23 protein-coding genes are annotated in these 17940 nt (G+C 44.3%); 18 read left to right on the top strand and 5 right to left on the bottom strand.

The genetic code is table 11. The annotated features are described in order from the left end of the window. Window positions 1–25: 25 nt before the first annotated feature. The 4 genes from recF to dnaA all read right to left on the bottom strand — a co-directional run bounded on the left by recF (window position 26) and on the right by dnaA (window position 4276). A complete protein-coding gene (recF, locus tag BLW33_RS00980; protein ID WP_090304241.1) occupies window positions 26–1150 on the bottom strand; it encodes a DNA replication/repair protein RecF in 1125 nt (374 codons plus the stop codon). Next, on the bottom strand, window positions 1147–1377 hold the full coding sequence (locus BLW33_RS00975; protein ID WP_090304239.1) for an RNA-binding S4 domain-containing protein: 231 nt from the start codon (window positions 1375–1377) through the stop codon (window positions 1147–1149). The genes recF and BLW33_RS00975 overlap by 4 nt, the downstream gene beginning before the upstream one ends. 202 nt (window positions 1378–1579) lie before the next feature. Continuing rightward, complete coding sequence (gene dnaN / locus BLW33_RS00970; protein ID WP_090304238.1) at window positions 1580–2692, bottom strand: DNA polymerase III subunit beta; 1113 nt, start codon at window positions 2690–2692, stop codon at window positions 1580–1582. Window positions 2693–2902: 210 nt separating this feature from the next. Beyond that, complete coding sequence (gene dnaA / locus BLW33_RS00965; RefSeq protein WP_090304237.1) at window positions 2903–4276, bottom strand: chromosomal replication initiator protein DnaA; 1374 nt, start codon at window positions 4274–4276, stop codon at window positions 2903–2905. Between the two features lie 384 nt (window positions 4277–4660). On the opposite strand from dnaA, the gene rpmH reads away from it, so the two are divergent. From rpmH to rpsR, 18 genes are all read left to right on the top strand, one after another. Beyond that, a complete protein-coding gene (gene rpmH / locus BLW33_RS00960) occupies window positions 4661–4795 on the top strand; it encodes a 50S ribosomal protein L34 (RefSeq protein ID WP_090304235.1) in 135 nt (44 codons plus the stop codon). A 103-nt stretch (window positions 4796–4898) separates the two neighbouring features. Further along, window positions 4899–5234: a ribonuclease P protein component gene (gene rnpA / locus BLW33_RS00955; protein WP_090304233.1), complete on the top strand. Its 336-nt coding sequence runs from the start codon at window positions 4899–4901 to the stop codon at window positions 5232–5234. Window positions 5235–5241: 7 nt separating this feature from the next. Then, window positions 5242–5454 carry a membrane protein insertion efficiency factor YidD gene (yidD, locus tag BLW33_RS00950; RefSeq protein WP_090304232.1) on the top strand — a complete coding sequence of 71 codons (213 nt, stop codon included), beginning with the start codon at window positions 5242–5244 and terminating at the stop codon, window positions 5452–5454. 29 nt (window positions 5455–5483) lie between these two features. Then, window positions 5484–6371 (top strand): YidC/Oxa1 family membrane protein insertase, encoded by an 888-nt coding sequence (locus BLW33_RS00945; RefSeq protein WP_090304230.1) that lies wholly within the window; start codon window positions 5484–5486, stop codon window positions 6369–6371. A gap of 24 nt (window positions 6372–6395) precedes the next feature. Continuing rightward, the gene (jag, locus tag BLW33_RS00940; protein WP_090304228.1) at window positions 6396–7025 is read left to right on the top strand and encodes an RNA-binding cell elongation regulator Jag/EloR; all 630 of its coding nucleotides are present in this window, start codon (window positions 6396–6398) and stop codon (window positions 7023–7025) included. A gap of 64 nt (window positions 7026–7089) precedes the next feature. Beyond that, window positions 7090–8457 (top strand): tRNA uridine-5-carboxymethylaminomethyl(34) synthesis GTPase MnmE, encoded by a 1368-nt coding sequence (gene mnmE, locus BLW33_RS00935; protein ID WP_090304227.1) that lies wholly within the window; start codon window positions 7090–7092, stop codon window positions 8455–8457. A gap of 6 nt (window positions 8458–8463) precedes the next feature. Next, window positions 8464–10344, top strand: coding sequence for a tRNA uridine-5-carboxymethylaminomethyl(34) synthesis enzyme MnmG (gene mnmG, locus BLW33_RS00930; protein WP_090304225.1), 1881 nt, complete (start codon window positions 8464–8466; stop codon window positions 10342–10344). Next, entirely contained in the window at window positions 10341–11051 is a 711-nt protein-coding gene (gene rsmG, locus BLW33_RS00925) for a 16S rRNA (guanine(527)-N(7))-methyltransferase RsmG (protein WP_090304224.1), read from the top strand. The genes mnmG and rsmG overlap by 4 nt, the downstream gene beginning before the upstream one ends. 39 nt (window positions 11052–11090) lie before the next feature. Continuing rightward, window positions 11091–11897, top strand: coding sequence for a ParB/RepB/Spo0J family partition protein (locus BLW33_RS00920; protein ID WP_090304223.1), 807 nt, complete (start codon window positions 11091–11093; stop codon window positions 11895–11897). Between the two features lie 20 nt (window positions 11898–11917). After that, window positions 11918–12682 carry a ParA family protein gene (locus BLW33_RS00915; protein WP_090304221.1) on the top strand — a complete coding sequence of 255 codons (765 nt, stop codon included), beginning with the start codon at window positions 11918–11920 and terminating at the stop codon, window positions 12680–12682. 1 nt (window position 12683) lies between these two features. Continuing rightward, a complete protein-coding gene (locus BLW33_RS00910; RefSeq protein ID WP_090304220.1) occupies window positions 12684–13583 on the top strand; it encodes a ParB/RepB/Spo0J family partition protein in 900 nt (299 codons plus the stop codon). Further along, on the top strand, window positions 13561–14538 hold the full coding sequence (locus BLW33_RS00905; protein ID WP_090304218.1) for a hypothetical protein: 978 nt from the start codon (window positions 13561–13563) through the stop codon (window positions 14536–14538). The genes BLW33_RS00910 and BLW33_RS00905 overlap by 23 nt, the downstream gene beginning before the upstream one ends. A gap of 3 nt (window positions 14539–14541) precedes the next feature. Continuing rightward, complete coding sequence (locus BLW33_RS00900) at window positions 14542–15183, top strand: CvpA family protein (RefSeq protein WP_090304217.1); 642 nt, start codon at window positions 14542–14544, stop codon at window positions 15181–15183. A gap of 15 nt (window positions 15184–15198) precedes the next feature. Further along, window positions 15199–16095, top strand: a complete 897-nt coding sequence (locus BLW33_RS00895) for a mechanosensitive ion channel family protein (protein WP_090304215.1) — start codon at window positions 15199–15201, stop codon at window positions 16093–16095. Beyond that, window positions 16088–16276 (top strand): DUF951 domain-containing protein, encoded by a 189-nt coding sequence (locus tag BLW33_RS00890; RefSeq protein WP_090304214.1) that lies wholly within the window; start codon window positions 16088–16090, stop codon window positions 16274–16276. Before BLW33_RS00895 ends, BLW33_RS00890 begins: the two co-directional genes overlap by 8 nt. 99 nt (window positions 16277–16375) lie before the next feature. Beyond that, on the top strand, window positions 16376–16663 hold the full coding sequence (rpsF, locus tag BLW33_RS00885) for a 30S ribosomal protein S6 (RefSeq protein ID WP_090304212.1): 288 nt from the start codon (window positions 16376–16378) through the stop codon (window positions 16661–16663). Window positions 16664–16674: 11 nt separating this feature from the next. Continuing rightward, window positions 16675–17148, top strand: a complete 474-nt coding sequence (locus BLW33_RS00880) for a single-stranded DNA-binding protein (protein WP_090304210.1) — start codon at window positions 16675–16677, stop codon at window positions 17146–17148. A gap of 19 nt (window positions 17149–17167) precedes the next feature. Then, complete coding sequence (rpsR, locus tag BLW33_RS00875) at window positions 17168–17395, top strand: 30S ribosomal protein S18 (protein ID WP_090244789.1); 228 nt, start codon at window positions 17168–17170, stop codon at window positions 17393–17395. 157 nt (window positions 17396–17552) lie between these two features. Here the strand turns inward: rpsR and BLW33_RS00870 are convergent, their stop codons facing one another. Beyond that, on the bottom strand, window positions 17553–17828 hold the full coding sequence (locus BLW33_RS00870) for an acylphosphatase (protein ID WP_090304209.1): 276 nt from the start codon (window positions 17826–17828) through the stop codon (window positions 17553–17555). Between the last annotated feature and the right edge of the window lie 112 nt (window positions 17829–17940).

Genomic DNA, 17940 nt, shown 5'->3' with positions numbered 1-17940 from the left:
ATTTTCCTCCATCTAACACATTGGTTCAACGCTCTGATACGTTAACCAATTTTTGAATTTTTCCATCCAAAACCTGGAATTGATTCAGTTCATTATGATCGTACCGGCGGGCAAAGCTCGCATCGGTACAGGTAATAAAAGCCTGGGTCCGACCCAAAAGGGATAAAATCCGCTCCTGCCGGGTTTCGTCCAGCTCCGATAAAATATCATCCAAAAGGACGATGGGGTAGTCCCCGGTACTTTCTTTATAGATATCAATCTGGGAAAGCTTCAGGGAAATAGCCGCTGTGCGCTGCTGCCCCTGGGAGCCGTATTTACGTGCCTCCATCCCATTAATGTGGATAATCAGATCATCCACATGGGGCCCATAGGTAGTGGAACCCCGATCGATGTCCCCCTGTCGGCTTTCCAGAACACGCTGTCTGAAGATCTGCTCCAGGGAATCCTGCTCCTTTAAATCCGCTAAAATATTATTTTGGTAGTACAGGGATAAAACCTCAGCCCCGGAGCTCATTAAATGATGGAGCTTTCGGGCATTTTTGTTGAGCTGTTTTAAATAATCCACCCGATATCCCATGAGTGCCGTACCATACTCAATCAGCTGGGCATCCCAGGGCTCCAGGGTGGCGGTCAGGCTTGGGGTGTAGCGTATCTCCTTTAACAGGGCATTGCGCTGGTGAAGGACTTTTTTGTACTGCTTGAGCACATGGCCATACCCTGGCATAAAGCCGCTGATTTCCTCGTCCATAAAGCGTCTGCGCTTCTCTGGTCCCGCCTTCACGATCCGCAAATCCTCGGGTTCAAAAAGAATGGTGGACATAATCCGGGAGGCGGCCTCCTGTTTACCCTCTTTTTTACCATTGACCTTCAAAATCTTTTTTTTATGGTCCATGGCCATACTGATGCGATGGTGGATTCCCTGACGCTGTATCTCACCACCAATAAAGAAGGCCTCCTGACCAAAGGATGCCAATTCAGAAAGACTCACCGCCCGGTGGGAGTACCCCCGGGACAAAAAAAAGATTCCCTCCAGCAAGTTCGTCTTGCCCTGGGCATTCGGTCCGACGATAACATTAATATGGTCCGAAAAGGTGAGGGATGTACTTTCATAGTTTCTAAATTGGCCAAGTTTTAAGGATTTAAGGATCATTGTACCCGATCGCCGTTAGAAATAATGTGATATTCACCGGCATCTTCCACGGTCACCACATCTCCAGGGCGGACTTTTTTACCGCGCATGGTGCAGACATCCCCGTTAAAGGTAACGAGTCCATCGGCAATGAGCATCTTGGCATCACTGCCGGATCCCACAATTCCAATGAATTTAAGCAGCTGATCCAGCTTGATGTATTCCGTAGTGATTTCTATTTTTTCCATCTCATAACCCTTTTAATTGTTTTAATAGATATTTCATCTATTTTGCGAAAACTCCTTTAAAATCATGGAATAAATCGTGATTTTAGATATAAATAGTCTCTATCTGGATTATTATACCATAAAAAAGGACTTGCACAAGACAAGTCCTTAAAAGTTTATGTGAAGTTTTCCCTAAAAAGGAAAAATAAAGAGAAAATGATCATTAATCATCAGAGATTCGAACGGGGAGGATCAGATAGGTATAAGCACCATCCTCTTTCGCGGATTGGATGACCGCTGGCCCCACGGAGGTGGTCATATCGATTTTGATTTGATCGTCACCAATCACCCGGAGAGCCTCGATGACAAACTTGGAGTTAAAGGCAATTTTTATATCCTCACCTTTTTTATCGATGGGGATGATTTCATGAACATCACCAATATCGGCACTGGAGGTAACCGCCATTTGATCAATGCCGAATTCCATCTTGATGAGGTTATTTTTACCTTCCCGGGCCAGTAGCGCTGCCCGCTCACAGCTTTCTAAAAGCAGTTTTCGTTCAACCACCACTTCAGTACTCTTTTCATTGGGGATAATATGCTTATAATTAATAAACTCACCCTCAAGTAGGCGTGAAGTAAATTGAGTGTTTTCAATTTCAAAGAAAATCTGTGTCTGGGAGAATCGCACGATGATGTCTCCGTTTTTTCCGGAAAGCAGTTTATCTAATTCGTTCATACTTTTACCTGGAACGATAACAGAGATACCGCCTTCGACACCATTTTCCAGCTCTCCTTTACAAAGGGAGAGGCGATAGCCATCTAAGGCAATAACCGTCAGGGACTTTCCTTCGATTTCCATCTTCAGCCCTGTGAGCACGGGAATATTTTCACTAATGGCAACTGAAAAAAGGCTGCCGTGAATCAACGCCTTGAGTTGTCCGGCATTAATGGTGAAATCATAATCTTCTATAATCTTAGGGAAGGTCGGGAATTCTTCTGTGGACATCCCTCGAATGGTAAAGGAAGACAGGAGGCACTCGACCTTCATTTGGAGGTTATCGGTCCGTTCAAAGAAAACCGTATCCCCGGACAGCTTTCGAATGAGTTCTAATATAAAGCTTGAGGAAAGAATGATTTCCCCTTCACTTTCAATATTGGCCGCAATGGAGGTTTTAACACTGATTTCCATATTGGTAGCGGTGAGAAAGAGACGGTTTTCGTAGGCTTGAAATAAAATGCCCTCCAGCACTGGCATAGTGCTTTTGCTGGCGACTCCCCGGCTGACAATGGCGAGGGCTTGGGTTAATTCATCTTTAGCACAATCAAATTTCATGGGTAACCTCGTTTCGCGTATTTTGCATGGTTATGTATAGTTATACATATTATAAAAATAGTAGTAATAGTAGTAGGGCCTGTTGAAGCTGTGGATAACTGCAAATACCCTGTTTTCATGGGTGAATCGACGTTTTTAAACGGTGGATAACCTGTGGAGAAAGACAAGGGGTTTATGTGGGTAATTAAGAGTTATCCACTGTGGATTATTTCAGTCTCCCTTGATTTCATTCTGAATTCGGATAATCAGGTTTTTAAAGTCTGTGTTACTGTCCATTTCCTCTGAAATCTTCTGGCAGCCGTGAATGATGGTGGAATGATCCCGACCCCCAAATTCTTCTCCGATGCGGGGAAGGGAGAGCTCTGTCATTTCTCGGGTGAGGTACATTGCCACCTGACGGGGAGTGGAAATGGCCTTGGTGCGCTTTTTAGAATCCATCTCCTCCACGGTGATATTGAAGTATTTCGCGGTCGTTTCTTTAATATAAGCGGCATCGATGACGATATTGGCCTTGTCCTTGAATAAATCCTTCAAAGCATCCCGGGCAAAATTGAGGGATATCTTTTGTCCATGGAGCTTGGAATAGGCGACAACCGTCGTTAAAGCCCCCTCAAGTTCCCGGATATTTGAATGGATGTTGTCTGCAATAAAGTTCAGGACATCATCGGGGATATCTTCTGCGTAGGATTCCGCTTTTTTCCTCAGGATGGCAATTCGCGTTTCAAAATTAGGGGTAGAAATATCCGTAATCAAGCCCATTTCGAAGCGACTTCGCAATCTTTCGGCTAGATTTGGAATCTCCCGGGGCGGACGGTCAGAGCTGATGACAATTTGTTTATTTTCCTCGTGGAGGGTATTAAAGGTATGGAAAAATTCTTCCTGGGTTCCCTCCTTCTTGGCTAAGAATTGAATATCATCAATTAAAAGAATATCGACGTTTCGATATTTATTCCGAAAGGTTTCGCTATTCTGATTCTTGATGGAATCAATAAATTCATTGGTGAAGGTTTCACAGGAGACATAGACGACCCGATTGTTGGAGTATTCGCTGATGAAGTTGCCAATGGCCTGCATTAAGTGGGTCTTACCCAAACCGACACCCCCGTAAATAAAGAGGGGATTATACCGTTCAGAGGGGAATTCCGAGACGGCAACGCAGGCGGCATGGGCAAAACGGTTATTTTCACCAATGACAAATTTATCAAAGGTATATTTTGAATTGAGGTTACTGGAGGATTTAATCCTTCGGTTTCCGGATTGATTTGAGGAAGGTTCTTTTGAAGGAGTGGCTTCCATAACAAGCGTTTTCCCCCGGGGGATCTCAGAATCCTCTAAAATAAATTTAACCTGGATATTTTCACCAAGGACGTTTGAAACCGCATTATTGGTTAGGGTCAGGTAGCGGGTATCTAATACTGATTTGCAGAATTTGGCATTGCTCGTCGCGACTTTAACATAAAAATCGTGGCTAATAAATTCCATAGGGATAAGTTCGGTAAACCAGGTGTTAAAGCTAACCTCAGGCATGTCTTCACTAATCATGTCGAGGGCTTTTTGCCAGATGGTATCGATTGAATGCTCCAATAGTTCCTCCAAGTATTCACATTTTTTCAACAAGCCACCCACAGAGACTGTGCATGGATTCAAAGAATTGAGTTTATCCACATCCTGTTTATAAGTTATCAAGATGGCGGAATGTGGAAAAAAGTGCGTTTTATTAACAGTTATCCACAGTTTATTCAGATTCTATCAACAAAAAGTGGAAAATTGTGGACAAAAGTAAGTTATCCACAGAGGTTTTCTGTTATTATATCAGATGATGGCGGCGGCATCAACAAAGGAGTGCGAACCTTTTAAAACTTTTGGCTATTTTCCCTTGACATTCGACTTTACAAACTATATACTTCTAAGGTAAAAGCCAAAAATGCTTAATTTTTAAATAAAATATAGGACAGGGGGTACCGCGAAATGAAGAGAACCTTTCAGCCCAAAGTAAGACAGCGCAAAAAAGAACACGGCTTCAGAAAAAGAATGTCTACTCGATCTGGTCGTCTTATTTTGAAAAAAAGAAGACACAAAGGCAGAGAAAAATTATCTGCATAATAAAAGGGCCGTTTTCCAAACGGTCTTTTTTTCTATGAATCTGTAAGGGAAAGTGCATGTCAATGGGCTTTCTAAATGTATACAATGAAATTGGAGTTCTTTTATGAAGAGTGTATCTTTGCGGAATCAAAAGGACTTTGATGGGGTTTTTAACGAAAAAAATGTCTTTGGAAATCGCCATTTTACCTTGTTTTATAAAAAAAATGGAGAATCCTTCAATCGTATTGGCATCATCGTGAGTAAAAAGATCTCTAAAAAAGCAGTTTGCCGGAATCGGATAAGACGGCAGATTAAAGAATCCTTTCGACAACGTCAGGTTGGTGTGAAAACTGGTTATGATCTCATCATCATCGCGAAGGCACGATGCCTCAATGATGCTTTTTCGGATTTAGATCGGTCTTTAGATCATTTGTTTTATAAGACAAAGCTGAAAAAGTGAGGGCGAAATGATTAAAGGATTTTTTTTATCGATCATCCGGGGATATCAAAAATTTATCTCACCCTGTTTGCCAAATAGCTGTCGGTTTACCCCGACGTGTTCAACTTACTGTTATCAGGCGATTGAAAAGTATGGCGTAATCAAAGGGCTTTATTTAGGCATTCGGCGCATTATCAAATGCCATCCCTTCCATCCGGGAGGATATGATCCGTTGCCGTAAAAAAGAATACTTAATTTAGGAGTGTGTGAATGGATTTTTTATACCAAGCATTCGGTTGGGTGCTCCTTCAGATTTTTAATTTGGTGGGGAACTACGGGATTGCAATTATTCTTTTTACCATTTTGGCAAAATTAATCTTGCTCCCTTTAAACCTGAAGCAGACGCGTTCAATGAAGGAGATGCAGGCCATTCAGCCTGAGCTCCAAAAATTACAGAAGAAATACAAAAATAATCCTGAAAAGCTAAACCAGGAAACCATGAAGCTGTATAAGCTTTATAAGGTTAGCCCCATGGCTGGCTGTTTGCCCCTTTTACTCCAACTTCCCATTATTTATGGATTGTTTGGTGCCCTCAGAAACCCTGATCAATGGGTTTCTGCCGGTGTGGGGGAAGCAGGATTTTTATGGCTGCCAAGCCTGAGTGCTCCAGACCCCTGGTATATTCTACCAATTTTGTGTGTGCTGCTGACCTTCATCACCCAGAAATTTATGATGAGTTTTCAGCAGGGGGGGGATCCCACCATGCAGCAGTCCCAGAAGATGATGCTTTACATCATGCCCTTGTTTATTGGCTTTGCAGCCATTAGCATGCCGGCTGGGGTTGCACTCTACTGGGTGGTTCAGAATATCTTTACCTTCATCCAACAGTTCTTCTCCATGCGTAAACCTGTGGATCTGGTTAGTCCGGAAGAAGCAGAGCGCCGTTTAGAAGAAGCAAAACGTCAGGAAAAGAAGGATAAGAAGAATGTTCGGCAACAACAAAGTGAAATGCGGGAACAGGCCATGATGGCCCAGCAGGGGAAAGCACCTAAAAAAGAGAGCAATGTCACCCGTCCTAAGACGAAGCCAGCCAGTAAAAAGGTGGTGCGTCAGACGATTACCAAGATTCCGGAACGACGGGACGACGAAAAGCGCTAGTTTTTTTAAAAAATGGAGAGGCGTATGAATGATAAAGTAATTGGAAAAGGAAAAACGGTTGAAGAAGCAATTAATAACGCTTTACTCGAACTGGGAAAGACCTTGGATGAAGTAGAAACCAATGTTCTGGAATTTCCGGATAATGGGGTATTCGGTTTATTTGGAAAAAAACAGGCAGTGGTAGAGGTCATTCCAAAGGATGACCCTGAAAAGCGGGCAGTGGATTTTTTAACGGATATGATGTCTGCAATGAAAATTCCCTGCAGCATTACCACCAGCCTAAAAAATGATGTTTTATCCGTGGAGCTGGCGGGAGATAATATGGGCGTGCTTATTGGCCGTCGGGGTCAGACCTTGGATTCCATCCAATATCTGACAAGCCTGGTGGTCAATCGAAAGGGCAGCCAATACGTCCGGGTCGTTATCGATACTGAGAATTACAGAAGTAAGCGGGAACAGACCTTAGAAGCTCTGGCCCGGAAGATGGCCGGGAAAGTGGTTCGTTACAATAAACGAATGTCATTGGAACCCATGAATCCATCGGAACGGCGGATCATCCATGCTGCACTGCAAAACCATTCCGATGTTTATACCTTCAGCGAAGGTGACGAGCCCTATCGTTACGTTGTGATCGACTTGAAGGATCATCAATAAATTTAAAATTTGGGGCTGTCGCATTCTGCGGCAGCCTTTTTATAATTTTGGAAGGATATATAAAATGCATCTATTTGATGATGATATCATTGCTGCCGTAGCAACCCCCATGGGAAGTGGCGGTATTGGGATTGTTCGGGTCAGTGGACCGGGATCAATCCCATTGGTAGAAAATCTCTTTAAGAGTAAAAGTAAAAAGAATTTGGCGGATTTAATCAGCCACTCCATGACCTATGGGGATATCATTGACGATGGGGGAGCACCCATCGATGAGGTTCTGGTAACCGTTATGGCAGGACCCCATACTTATACGACCCAGGATGTGGTGGAAATCAATTGTCATGGCGGGATGGTGGCTACTCGTGCCGTTTTGGATCAGGTATTAAGCCATGGGGCAAGATTAGCAGAACCTGGTGAATTTACTAAAAGAGCATTTTTAGGCGGTCGTATCGACCTTTCCCAGGCCGAGGCTGTTATGGATGTGATTTCAGCAAAAACCCGACGGAGCCTGGAGCTTTCAGTGGGCCAATTATCCGGGGATTTATCCAAAGCTGTGACAGAGATCGATACGACCTTAATCGCCCTATTATCCGATATGGAAGCCAATATTGATTATCCGGAATATGATATTGAAGATGTATCCTATCATCATACTGAAGAGATCTTAAAAGACTGTATTGTAAAACTGAAGCAATTAGTGGAAGCAACCTCTAAGGGGAAAATATATCGAGAGGGTTTACCCACAGCGATTATTGGAGCCCCCAATGTGGGGAAATCATCATTACTTAATTATCTAATTCAAGAGGAGAAGGCCATTGTTACAGATATTCCGGGGACAACCAGGGATATTATTGAGGAGTATATTAATATTGATAATATTCCCTTTAAGATTATTGACACAGCCGGAATTCGGGATACAGAGGATGTGGTGGAACGAATTGGTGTCAACCGTTCCCGGCAAATGATGGAAGAAGCTGAGCTGGTATTGTTTATGCTAGATGTTTCACGTGAAACATCTAGGGATGAACAAATACTTTTGGAAGAAGTAAAGAAAAAGAAGCATATTATTATAGCAAATAAAATAGATTTAGAAAAAAAAGCTTTTCCAGAGGAAATGAATGTCCAAGCCATTTCCATTCGAGAAAATGAAGGTCTGGAGCAATTAAAAAAGAAAATGGTGGAAATCGCTACTGGCGAGAAGAATGCAGAAAATGTCCAGGCAATTATTGTGAATGCCCGGCAAGAGGGGTTATTGAAACAAGCGATGAAGCAGCTCCAAGCTGCCATGGACGCCCTTCAAGGAGGTATACCCATGGAGTTATTAACCATTGACATCAAAGGTGCCTTAGAATCCATCCGCTTTATCACAGGTGAATCCATTGGATCAGACATCATTGATGAAATTTTTTCAAAGTTTTGTTTAGGAAAGTAGGGACAGATGAATTATAAAAGTGGTGACTATGATGTTATTGTTATTGGAGCTGGACACGCGGGATGTGAAGCCGCTTTGGCTTCTGCCCGGTTGGGTTGGTCAACCCTCCTACTGACCATCAATTTAGATTCTGTGGCTATGATGCCCTGCAATCCATCCATTGGTGGAACAGGCAAAGGACATCTGGTACGGGAAATCGATGCCCTTGGGGGAGAAATGGGAAAAAATATTGATGCAACCATGATCCAGTGTCGGATGCTCAATACCGCCAAGGGGCCAGCGGTCCATTCCCTTCGGGCCCAGGCGGATAAAAAGGCCTATCAATTCCGGATGAAGGAAGTGATTGAAAATCAGGAGAACTTAGTTCTGCGCCAGCAAGAAGCAACTGAAATTATGGTGGAAAAGGGAAAGATTACTGCTGTGGTCGTACAGACTGGGGCAACCTATGGGTGTCGTGCCTGTATCATTTCAACGGGGACTTATCTAAAGGGTCGGGTATTTATTGGGGATGTACAATATGACAGTGGTCCCAATGGCTTATTTCCGGCTATGGCTCTCTCCGATAGTCTAACGAAAGAAGGAATCGCCCTCCAGCGCTTTAAAACAGGGACCCCCGCACGGGTGGATGGAAAAACTCTGGATTATTCCAAAATGGAAATACAGGAAGGAGATGAACGCATCGTTCCTTTTTCCTTTGAAACAGAAGCCATTGATATCGAGCAGGTACCCTGTTATTTAACCTATACGAACGCCGAAACCCATGGCATCATCAATGCCAATTTGGAACGATCCCCCTTAGTAACCGGGGATGTGGTGGGTATCGGTCCAAGGTACTGCCCTTCCATTGAAACAAAGGTCATGCGCTTTGCAGATAAGGAGCGGCATCAAATCTTTATGGAACCAGAGGGCCTGCATACCCGGGAAGTCTATGTCCAGGGAATGTCCTCCTGTTTACCGGAGGATGTACAAATTGCCCTTTACCGTACAGTTCCAGGAATGGAAGGGGTGGAGTTCATGCGCTCGGCCTACGCCATTGAGTATGACTGCATCCATCCCACCCGGCTTAAGGGATCTTTGGAATCCAAGGACATTGATGGACTGTTCTTTGCGGGCCAAATCAATGGGACCTCGGGCTATGAAGAAGCCGGGGCTCAGGGCCTGATGGCGGGAATTAATGCCAGCCAATATTTAAAGGAGGAAGAGCCAGTCGTTTTGGATCGTTCGGAAGCCTATATTGGGGTTTTGATTGATGATATTATTAATGAAGATGCCCAGGAACCCTATCGGATGATGACCTCACGGGCAGAATATCGTCTGCTTTTGCGTCAGGATAATGCGGATTTACGGCTGACACCCATTGGTAAGCGAATTGGTTTAATCTCAGATGAACGATACGCCTGTTTTGAAGAAAAGAAAAAGGCAGTGGAAGATGAAAAGGAACGGTTAAAAACAGTCATTGTCAAGCCTAGTGCCGAAAATAATCTTCTGTTAAAGGAAATGGGAACCTCACCACTTTCCTCTGGTATTTCCATTGCCGATTTGATGAAACGTCCGGAAATAACCTATGAACGTACCGCTGCCTTTGACCCTGAACGTCCTGTCCTGGCAAGATCAGTGTGGGAGCAGGTAGAGGTCCAACTAAAATACGATGGCTATATTCGGAAGCAAATCGAACAGGTTGAAAAGTTTAAACGACTGGAAAGTTTAAAACTGCCCCAGGGCATTGTTTATGATCGGATTTCCGGATTGCGAAATGAAGCGAAGGAAAAACTTGAAGCCATTCGTCCAGCATCCCTGGGTCAGGCCAGCCGAATTTCCGGTGTGTCACCGGCGGATATTTCAGTGTTACATGTTTACCTCGAGCAGGAAAGGCGGCGTAAAGTATGAGTGTAGAAGAATTTGTGAAATATTGTAAGGAATATGGCATCATTCTGGATTTAAACCAGGCTGAACAGCTTTTGGCCTTTATGGATGAAGTACGTCTGATGAATGACCAAATTAATTTAACGGCCATTACAGAGGAAATCCCCTTTATTGATAAACATCTTGTGGATTCGTTGCTTTGTGATTTGGACAACCTGCCGGCCGGTGCACAAATTTTAGATGTCGGAACAGGGGGCGGCTTTCCTGGCGTTCCTCTGGCCATTAAATATCCAGAGCTGGACTTTTTCCTTTTAGACAGCACCGCCAAGAAACTCAAAGCAGTCGAGGAAATCACAACCCATTTGGGATTAACCAATGTATATTTTCTAGTTGGGCGAGCAGAAGAATACGCCCAAGAATCTGCCCATCGGGAAAAGTACCAGGGGGTCACCTCCCGGGGAGTTGCCGGGTATCCCTTACTTTTAGAACTTTGCATGCCCTTCCTTAAAAATGGGGGAAGCTTTTATTCCTGGAAAGGAAAAAAATACCAGGAAGAAATAAAGGATTCTCAAAACGCCTTAAAAATCTTAAATGGTGAAATATCAGACATAAAAAAGCATTTATTACTGAAAAGTGATGAGGTTCATGTTATAATTCAATGTAGAAAAAGTGGAACAATCCCTGAAAAATATCCAAGAAATTATGGGACAATAAAAAAAAGACCATTATAAATCACAGATGTTTCACGTGAAACAACCATGGAGACTGGAATGAAAAAAACCTTAAATACAGTTAATGATATAGAAATTGAGAAGATTCTGCCGAATCCGAATCAACCCCGTAAAATCTTTAACGAATCGGCGATTAATGAATTGGCTGAGTCCATCAAGACCTTTGGGGTTATTCAACCCATTTGTGTCCGACGGATTGACAAAGACATCTATGAGCTGGTTTCAGGGGAACGGCGGCTGAGGGCATCTAAAATTGCCGGGATGAGTACAATCCCTGCAGTTGAGGTGACTATTTCAGACCAGGATTCGGCGGTTATCGCCATTGTCGAAAATATTCAACGGGAAGATTTGAATTTTTTTGAAGAGGCGGAAAGCTACCGTCAGCTCATGGCGTTCTATAATTTGACCCAGGAAAAGGTGGCTGAGTTGCTGGGAAAATCCCAATCCTTTGTGGCCAATAAAATCAGGCTCCTTAAGCTTGACCATGAGGTCATCCGGGAGGTGAAGGATAATGGATTGTCCGAACGCCATGCCCGGGCACTGCTCCGTATTCCCGATCCGGAAATTCAGAGAGACGTGATACAAAAAATTGTAAAACGGGGGATGACCGTTAAAAGTACAGAGGATTTAGTTGAAAAAATTCGGGATAATGTACTAACAAATAATTACGATGAACAGATAACCCCAGAGAAAAAAGCTCGGGTTAAATCTTTTATTAATGCCCAAATTTATGTTAACACCATTAAGTCTGCCTTCAAAGTAGTGAAAGACAGTAAAAATAACGCAGAATATAAAGAGAAGATGAAGGATGATTGTATTGAGATTACCATCCGGATTCCAAGATAATGGACAAGAAAGGGTGACGAATGAGTAAAATCATTGCGGTTTTTAATCAAAAGGGAGGGGTTGGAAAAACGACCACCAACATCAACCTAACCACCGCCGTAAGCATGGAAGGAAAACGCGTATTGACGGTGGACATCGATCCCCAGGGAAACACAACCAGTGGCTTTGGCATTGATAAAAATGATCTGGAGGTTTCCGTATACGATGCCCTGGTGGATACCATGGACCCTCGAAAAATTATTTTAACCACAGGTTATGAAAATCTAAATATCCTCCCCTCGAATATTGAGCTGGCAGGCTCTGAAATTGAGTTGGCAGGAATGCGTAAGCGGGAATCCCGACTCAAGGAAAGCCTGGGGAAGATCGATGGGTATTACGACTATGTTTTTATTGATTGTCCACCCTCCTTGGGACTGCTGACCATTAATGCGTTGGTGGCTGCTGATACAGTGCTCATTCCCATTCAATGTGAGTACTATGCCCTGGAAGGGGTTGGCCAGTTGATGAGCACCATTAGTTTGGTGAAACGCGGCCTTAATCCAAGCCTGGAAATCGAAGGGGTACTCATGACCATGTTTGATGGTCGGACCAACCTTTCCGTTCAGGTGATGGATGAAGTTAGGGAATATTTTAAGTCTAAAGTTTATACTACGTATATTCCCCGAAACATTCGCCTGGCCGAGGCCCCTAGCTTTGGGCAGACTATCTTTGAATATGCAGCAAGTTCCAAAGGTTCCCAGGCCTATCAGGATTTTGCCAAGGAATTCATTGAAAGGCAGGTGTAAAATGGCAAAAGCAAAGGGATTAGGGAAGGGTCTGAAAGCCCTGATTAGTGAAGAAATCAATTTTGATGAGGAAGTTGCCAAAGTTGAAGAAAAGGAACCCCTTATCTTTGAATTGGAAATCAATAAAATAAGGCCAAACAGTGACCAGCCCCGAAAGAATTTTGCCCGGATCGCACTGGAAGAGCTGGCGGCATCCATTGCTGAGCATGGGATCCTTCAACCCCTGGTGGTTAAACCGGAGGGGAAGGGGTATACGATTGTTGCTGGTGAACGGCGTTTTCGTGCGGCAAGTATTGCAGGGCTGAAAGTGGTTCCGGTTATCATCCGGGATCTATCAGCCAAGGATGTTATGGAAATTGCCCTCATTGAAAATGTCCAGCGGGAGGATTTAAATGCCATTGAAGAAGCCATGGCCTATGGTAAATTGATGGATGCCTACAATCTAACCCAGGGGGAAATTGGTATTCGCATAGGGAAAAGCCGGGCGACAGTGGCGAATACCATGCGTCTCCTCAATTTACCCAAGGAACTTCAAAACCAGGTCCTTGATGAAAAAATATCTTCGGGCCATGCCAGAGCATTACTCGCCTTAGAGGAGCCTGGGCAAATGATTGCCCTGGGCAAGGAAATCGAAGAAAAGCACTTAAGTGTCAGAGAGGTGGAAAAACGGGTGAAAGCCATCAAAAATCCCCGAAAGGAGAAGGAACTTCCATCTGCGAATCCTTTTTTAGTGGATTTGGAAGACCAACTCACCCATCGTTATGCCACAGCCGTCCATATTAAAGGGACGGATCAAAAGGGAAAGATCGAATTAGAGTATTTTTCAACTGAGGAGCTGAATCGGCTTCTGGAACTCATGAATATCACCGGGAGGGACTATGAAACAAGAAAATTATCGTAATCGACGAAAGATTAATGCCATTAACACGGCTTTAGCCGCAAACTTTTCATATATCGTCATTGTATTGATCTTCAAAGGAATCTTTGATGCCCTGGGGCTTGGTAATGCCGGAAGTTATAATCTGATCTTTGGAGGCATTGAATTTGTGGTAGTCTCAGTATTTTTAATTGCTTTCAATTGGGTGAGCTTTAAGGATGCCAGTTTAGAAAGTAATGGGACCTATGGGCGCTTTCTGCTGTTAGAGATGATTCCCATTGGTATGATGACCCTTGCGACCATTGTTTTAACCTATGTGGGAACCAATGGCTCCTTTAATGCCGATTGGAATGTGGCGACCTTTATTGTTGCGCCGACACTTTTTTGGTATTTGCCCTTTGGCATTATCTTTAATTTTGCATCCATGATTCCACTGGCTGCTTTCATGGCTATTTGCCTGGTTTATATGGTTGGCCTCCAATTTATTGGATTTGCCATTGGCGGAAAGAGCCGGGCCTTTGCCAAGGAACGGGAACAAAAACGATTAGTTCAGGAACGTCAGATTATGCAGCGTCAGAATGAAATGGCCCGTCAGGCAGCCTATAATACCGGAGCAATTTCTACCCAAGCAGTGCGGGAAGGCTTACAGTCCCAGGGCGGGCGTCGTCGGCCCCAGACTCGAGCTATGGCACTGGATCCCCGGGACCCTTTAGGGGATGTGGATCAGCCAGCCATCATCCAAACCGAAGCTTTTTCGTCCATTACGGATGAAATGATTGAAGAAGCCGTCAGAAACCAGAAGATTAAATCGGCTCAGCAGAAATCTGCTGAACGTCGTGCAGCAACCCAGGGTCAGCCGACCGTTTCCCAGCGGAAAAAGAATGTCTCCATCAGCCGACAGCGTAAACAGCAGACCACGGATTTAGCCAAGGAGCTGGAAGATATCCGTCGAAAAATGGAGAAGAAGGACGAACAATAAACCATGCATTTCTATTTGTTTGACTATATCAGTATGGGCATTATGCTCATACTGGCCCTTAACGGGTATCGAAAAGGTGCAATAAGCTCCCTCCTTAATTTAATGGGACTTATTGCTTCTTTTATAATTTCATGGATTGCGGCCCCGGCCGTTTCTGCCTATTTAATGACTATCCCTAAAATCCAGGAGATGATGTTGGGGTGGATTGTGCCACTTTTACAGCGTAGTGGAATGGAAACACTCCAGTCGGTAGGGGCGGGGATGCTTTCAGGGTCCGGCCTAACCAATGAGAGTCTCAACAGCCTGATTCAAAGTGGGAGTATCCAGGTCACCGAGGCCTTAAATCAAACCGCACTGATGTTGGGAGAACGGCTTCTTTCCATTATCGCTTTTTTTGTTTTGCTTCTTTTGCTCAATATCGTTATTGGGGCCATCAAGCACTTCTTCAATAAAGTTAACCGCGTACCCGTCCTTGGGACCCTCAATCGAATCATCGGCTTGGGACTGGGAGGCGCCATTGGTGTTCTGGTTTCTGCGGTGGTGATTTTTATTGCATTGACCTGGGCGACGGTCAGTGGTGATGCCACCCTGATCAGTCAATTGACAGGCGGTGGGGTGACGGCGGCCATTACCCGTCTTTTTTGACCGTAGGAGGTGTTTATGGAATACAATAATATCATCGATTTGTACAATAGTGTTTTGCAGACCATTAAAAGTGTCAATATGACCGAGAAGGCCATTTCCATCGTCATCACCCTCATTCTTCTTCTGATCTCCCTGCGGGTGACGGATGTTATTCTAAAACGATTGTTCGATGAAAAAAAAGAGGGACTGACCAATTCAGAGATTAAGCGCATCATTACCCTTAAAAAAGTATCGCGGACCTTTATTCGCGGTGCTTTTTATATCATTACCATTCTCATCCTCATTTCTTATTTTGTGGATGTGGGAGCCATTCTTGCGGTTGCCGGGGTAGGGACCATTGCCATTGGTCTTGGTGCCCGGGCCCTGGTGGAGGATTTAATGAGTGGCTTTGTCATTGTCTTTGAAAATCAATTTTGTGTGGGGGATTATGTCACCCTGGACAATGATCATTATGGAATTGTAGAATCCATTGGGATTCGGACCACCGCGATCCGGCAATTGGACGGCTCCTTGTTCATCATCCATAACGGACAGATTAACGAGCTGGTGAACTATTCCAAAGGGACCATAAAAGCCATTGTGGATGTGGGGGTTGCCTATGAGGAAAATATTGACAATGTCATGGCTGTCCTTAAGGAAGTGTGTGATGACGTTTATGATGCTGATAACGCCTTATTTATCGGTCGACCAGAGGTATTGGGGGTCACTCGAATGGACCCTTCATCCATGAATATCCGGATCATGGCGGATGAGGATGCGGCGCGGAAGGTCAAGGCGGAAACCGCCTTGCGTAAACGGATCAAGGAAGTCTTTGATGAACGGCAAATCGAAATTCCCTATAATAAATACGTGGTGTATTCTGATGAGCTGGAAAAAGAAAATGCACGGAGGAGGCGCGTCATCAGTGGATAGAATTATCTATGAATTAGGGGATATTGTTGAAATGAAAAAGCAGCATCCCTGTGGCAGTAAGCTGTGGAAAATCATTCGGATGGGAGCCGATATTAAAATAAAATGTCAGGGCTGCGATCATATTGTGATGCTTTCCCGGAGTAAGTTTAACAAGATGGTAAAAAAAGTCATTAAAGAGTGAAGATGTGCTTGCAAAGCGAAGTAATCTTTGATAAACTAACAGAGTTATCCTTGCATATCTTTATGAGGATATGCCAGAGTCCATAAGGAGGTGAAAAGTATGAAAGCATACGAAACAGTATTCGTTCTTCAACCAGGAATGGAAGAGGAAGCCCGGAACACCGTTATTGAAAAGGTGAAGGCCACCATCGAAGGCGCAGGTACCATTACCGAGGTCGACGAATGGGGCATGCGTAAATTGGCTTATGAAATTGAGAAGAAGTATACCGAAGGGTATTATGTCTTAATCAAATTCCAGTCTGAAAAAACCGTGCTCGATGCCCTGAACCATTTATATCGAATTACCGACGCTTTTATCCGCGATATTATCGTCTGTCTCGATAAATAGGGGAAACCGTCATGAACAAGGTAATGCTCGTTGGTCGATTGGCCCGGGATCCGGAACTACGCACCACCGGAACCGGAAAATCAGTTTGCAGCTTTTCCGTGGCTGTGGATCGGAGATTTAAGCAGGAGGGCCAGCCCACTGCCGATTTCTTTACGGTTACCGCATGGGGAAGACAAGCTGAAATCATCAACCAATATCTCGGAAAGGGCCGTCAAATCGCTCTATCCGGTCGGCTGCAGTCCCGCTCTTACGATGCCAAAGACGGCAGTAAGCGGTATGTGACCGAAGTGGTCCTGGAAGAATTTGATTTCATCGGAGGCCGTTCTGAACAAGGCGGCGGTGCCAGTGATGGCGGATACGGCGGAAATGCCGGATTTAGTGGCGGCGGTTATAATAATGCCCCAGCCCAGCCAGCCAGCAATATGCCCCTGGATATGGATGATGATTTCCATCTCCTGGCCGATGATGAAGACGTTCCATTTTAGGTAAAGGAGGAATACAACTATGGCAAAGCCATTTAAAAGAAGAAGAAAAGTTTGCGAATTCTGCGAACGCAAAGAAGATTTTGTCGATTATAAAGACGTGGCAACTTTAAATAAATATATCTCTGAAAGAGGTAAAATCTTACCCCGCAGAGCAACCGGCACCTGTGCAAAGCACCAACGTGCGGTAACTGAAGCCGTTAAACGTGCCCGTAATATCGCATTGTTGCCTTATACTACGAATCAGTAAGAGCGTTGGCGAACAGCCGTGCGCAAAAAAGCAAATAAAATGCCGGTGGAAGAGTAAACTCTCCCATCGGTATTTTATTGCTTTTTTGCATAGGGCACAGCCTGTACTTGAGCGTAGGGCCAAAGGCCCGGAGCGAAGGAGCACGGCGATCAGAGCATCAATACCGCACCTTAAATCCGGTCTCACCATCCACGATTCCAATCCTCTTAACCGAATAATCATCAATGCATATAAACCGCCCGCACTCCGTCTTAATCTCCCGCAGAAACCGGTCCAAGGCCCCCGTGTTTCCTTGAAGCTCCGCATCCACCATGCCACTCTCCAAATTGCGCACCCATCCCGTCAGCCCTAAAGACACGGCTAAATGCTGAGCGGTGTAGCGGAACCCCACACCCTGGACCCGTCCTTCAAAAATAATATAGTAGCGTTTCATGGTACCTCCCTTAAATTGAGTCGCCCCCCAGGACCAAATCCCAATAAAAAATTCAAATTTGCATGGGTTATGATATAATATACTATCAAGTGTAATATAACATAAAAAAGTG

This window comes from Eubacterium aggregans (assembly GCF_900107815.1).
Lineage (GTDB): Bacteria > Bacillota > Clostridia > Eubacteriales > Eubacteriaceae > Eubacterium_O > Eubacterium_O aggregans.
Note: the sequence above shows the minus strand (reverse complement) of the source record. Positions and strands in the feature narration are given on the sequence as shown.

Bases quoted from the DNA above. Each gene is read 5' to 3' on its own strand.
- BLW33_RS00915 (WP_090304221.1), top strand. From the start codon at position 11,918: ATGAGTAAAATCATTGCGGTTTTTAATCAAAAGGGAGGGGTTGGAAAA.
- BLW33_RS00920 (WP_090304223.1), top strand. From the start codon at position 11,091: ATGAAAAAAACCTTAAATACAGTTAATGATATAGAAATTGAGAAGATT.
- recF (WP_090304241.1), bottom strand. From the start codon at position 1,150: ATGATCCTTAAATCCTTAAAACTTGGCCAATTTAGAAACTATGAAAGT.
- rpmH (WP_090304235.1), top strand. From the start codon at position 4,661: ATGAAGAGAACCTTTCAGCCCAAAGTAAGACAGCGCAAAAAAGAACAC.
- BLW33_RS00910 (WP_090304220.1), top strand. From the start codon at position 12,684: ATGGCAAAAGCAAAGGGATTAGGGAAGGGTCTGAAAGCCCTGATTAGT.
- BLW33_RS00895 (WP_090304215.1), top strand. From the start codon at position 15,199: ATGGAATACAATAATATCATCGATTTGTACAATAGTGTTTTGCAGACC.
- BLW33_RS00905 (WP_090304218.1), top strand. From the start codon at position 13,561: ATGAAACAAGAAAATTATCGTAATCGACGAAAGATTAATGCCATTAAC.
- yidD (WP_090304232.1), top strand. From the start codon at position 5,242: ATGATTAAAGGATTTTTTTTATCGATCATCCGGGGATATCAAAAATTT.
- dnaN (WP_090304238.1), bottom strand. From the start codon at position 2,692: ATGAAATTTGATTGTGCTAAAGATGAATTAACCCAAGCCCTCGCCATT.
- BLW33_RS00880 (WP_090304210.1), top strand. From the start codon at position 16,675: ATGAACAAGGTAATGCTCGTTGGTCGATTGGCCCGGGATCCGGAACTA.
- rpsF (WP_090304212.1), top strand. From the start codon at position 16,376: ATGAAAGCATACGAAACAGTATTCGTTCTTCAACCAGGAATGGAAGAG.
- rsmG (WP_090304224.1), top strand. From the start codon at position 10,341: ATGAGTGTAGAAGAATTTGTGAAATATTGTAAGGAATATGGCATCATT.
- BLW33_RS00900 (WP_090304217.1), top strand. From the start codon at position 14,542: ATGCATTTCTATTTGTTTGACTATATCAGTATGGGCATTATGCTCATA.
- mnmE (WP_090304227.1), top strand. From the start codon at position 7,090: ATGCATCTATTTGATGATGATATCATTGCTGCCGTAGCAACCCCCATG.
- BLW33_RS00975 (WP_090304239.1), bottom strand. From the start codon at position 1,377: ATGGAAAAAATAGAAATCACTACGGAATACATCAAGCTGGATCAGCTG.
- jag (WP_090304228.1), top strand. From the start codon at position 6,396: ATGAATGATAAAGTAATTGGAAAAGGAAAAACGGTTGAAGAAGCAATT.
- BLW33_RS00945 (WP_090304230.1), top strand. From the start codon at position 5,484: ATGGATTTTTTATACCAAGCATTCGGTTGGGTGCTCCTTCAGATTTTT.
- BLW33_RS00870 (WP_090304209.1), bottom strand. From the start codon at position 17,828: ATGAAACGCTACTATATTATTTTTGAAGGACGGGTCCAGGGTGTGGGG.
- rnpA (WP_090304233.1), top strand. From the start codon at position 4,899: ATGAAGAGTGTATCTTTGCGGAATCAAAAGGACTTTGATGGGGTTTTT.
- mnmG (WP_090304225.1), top strand. From the start codon at position 8,464: ATGAATTATAAAAGTGGTGACTATGATGTTATTGTTATTGGAGCTGGA.
- rpsR (WP_090244789.1), top strand. From the start codon at position 17,168: ATGGCAAAGCCATTTAAAAGAAGAAGAAAAGTTTGCGAATTCTGCGAA.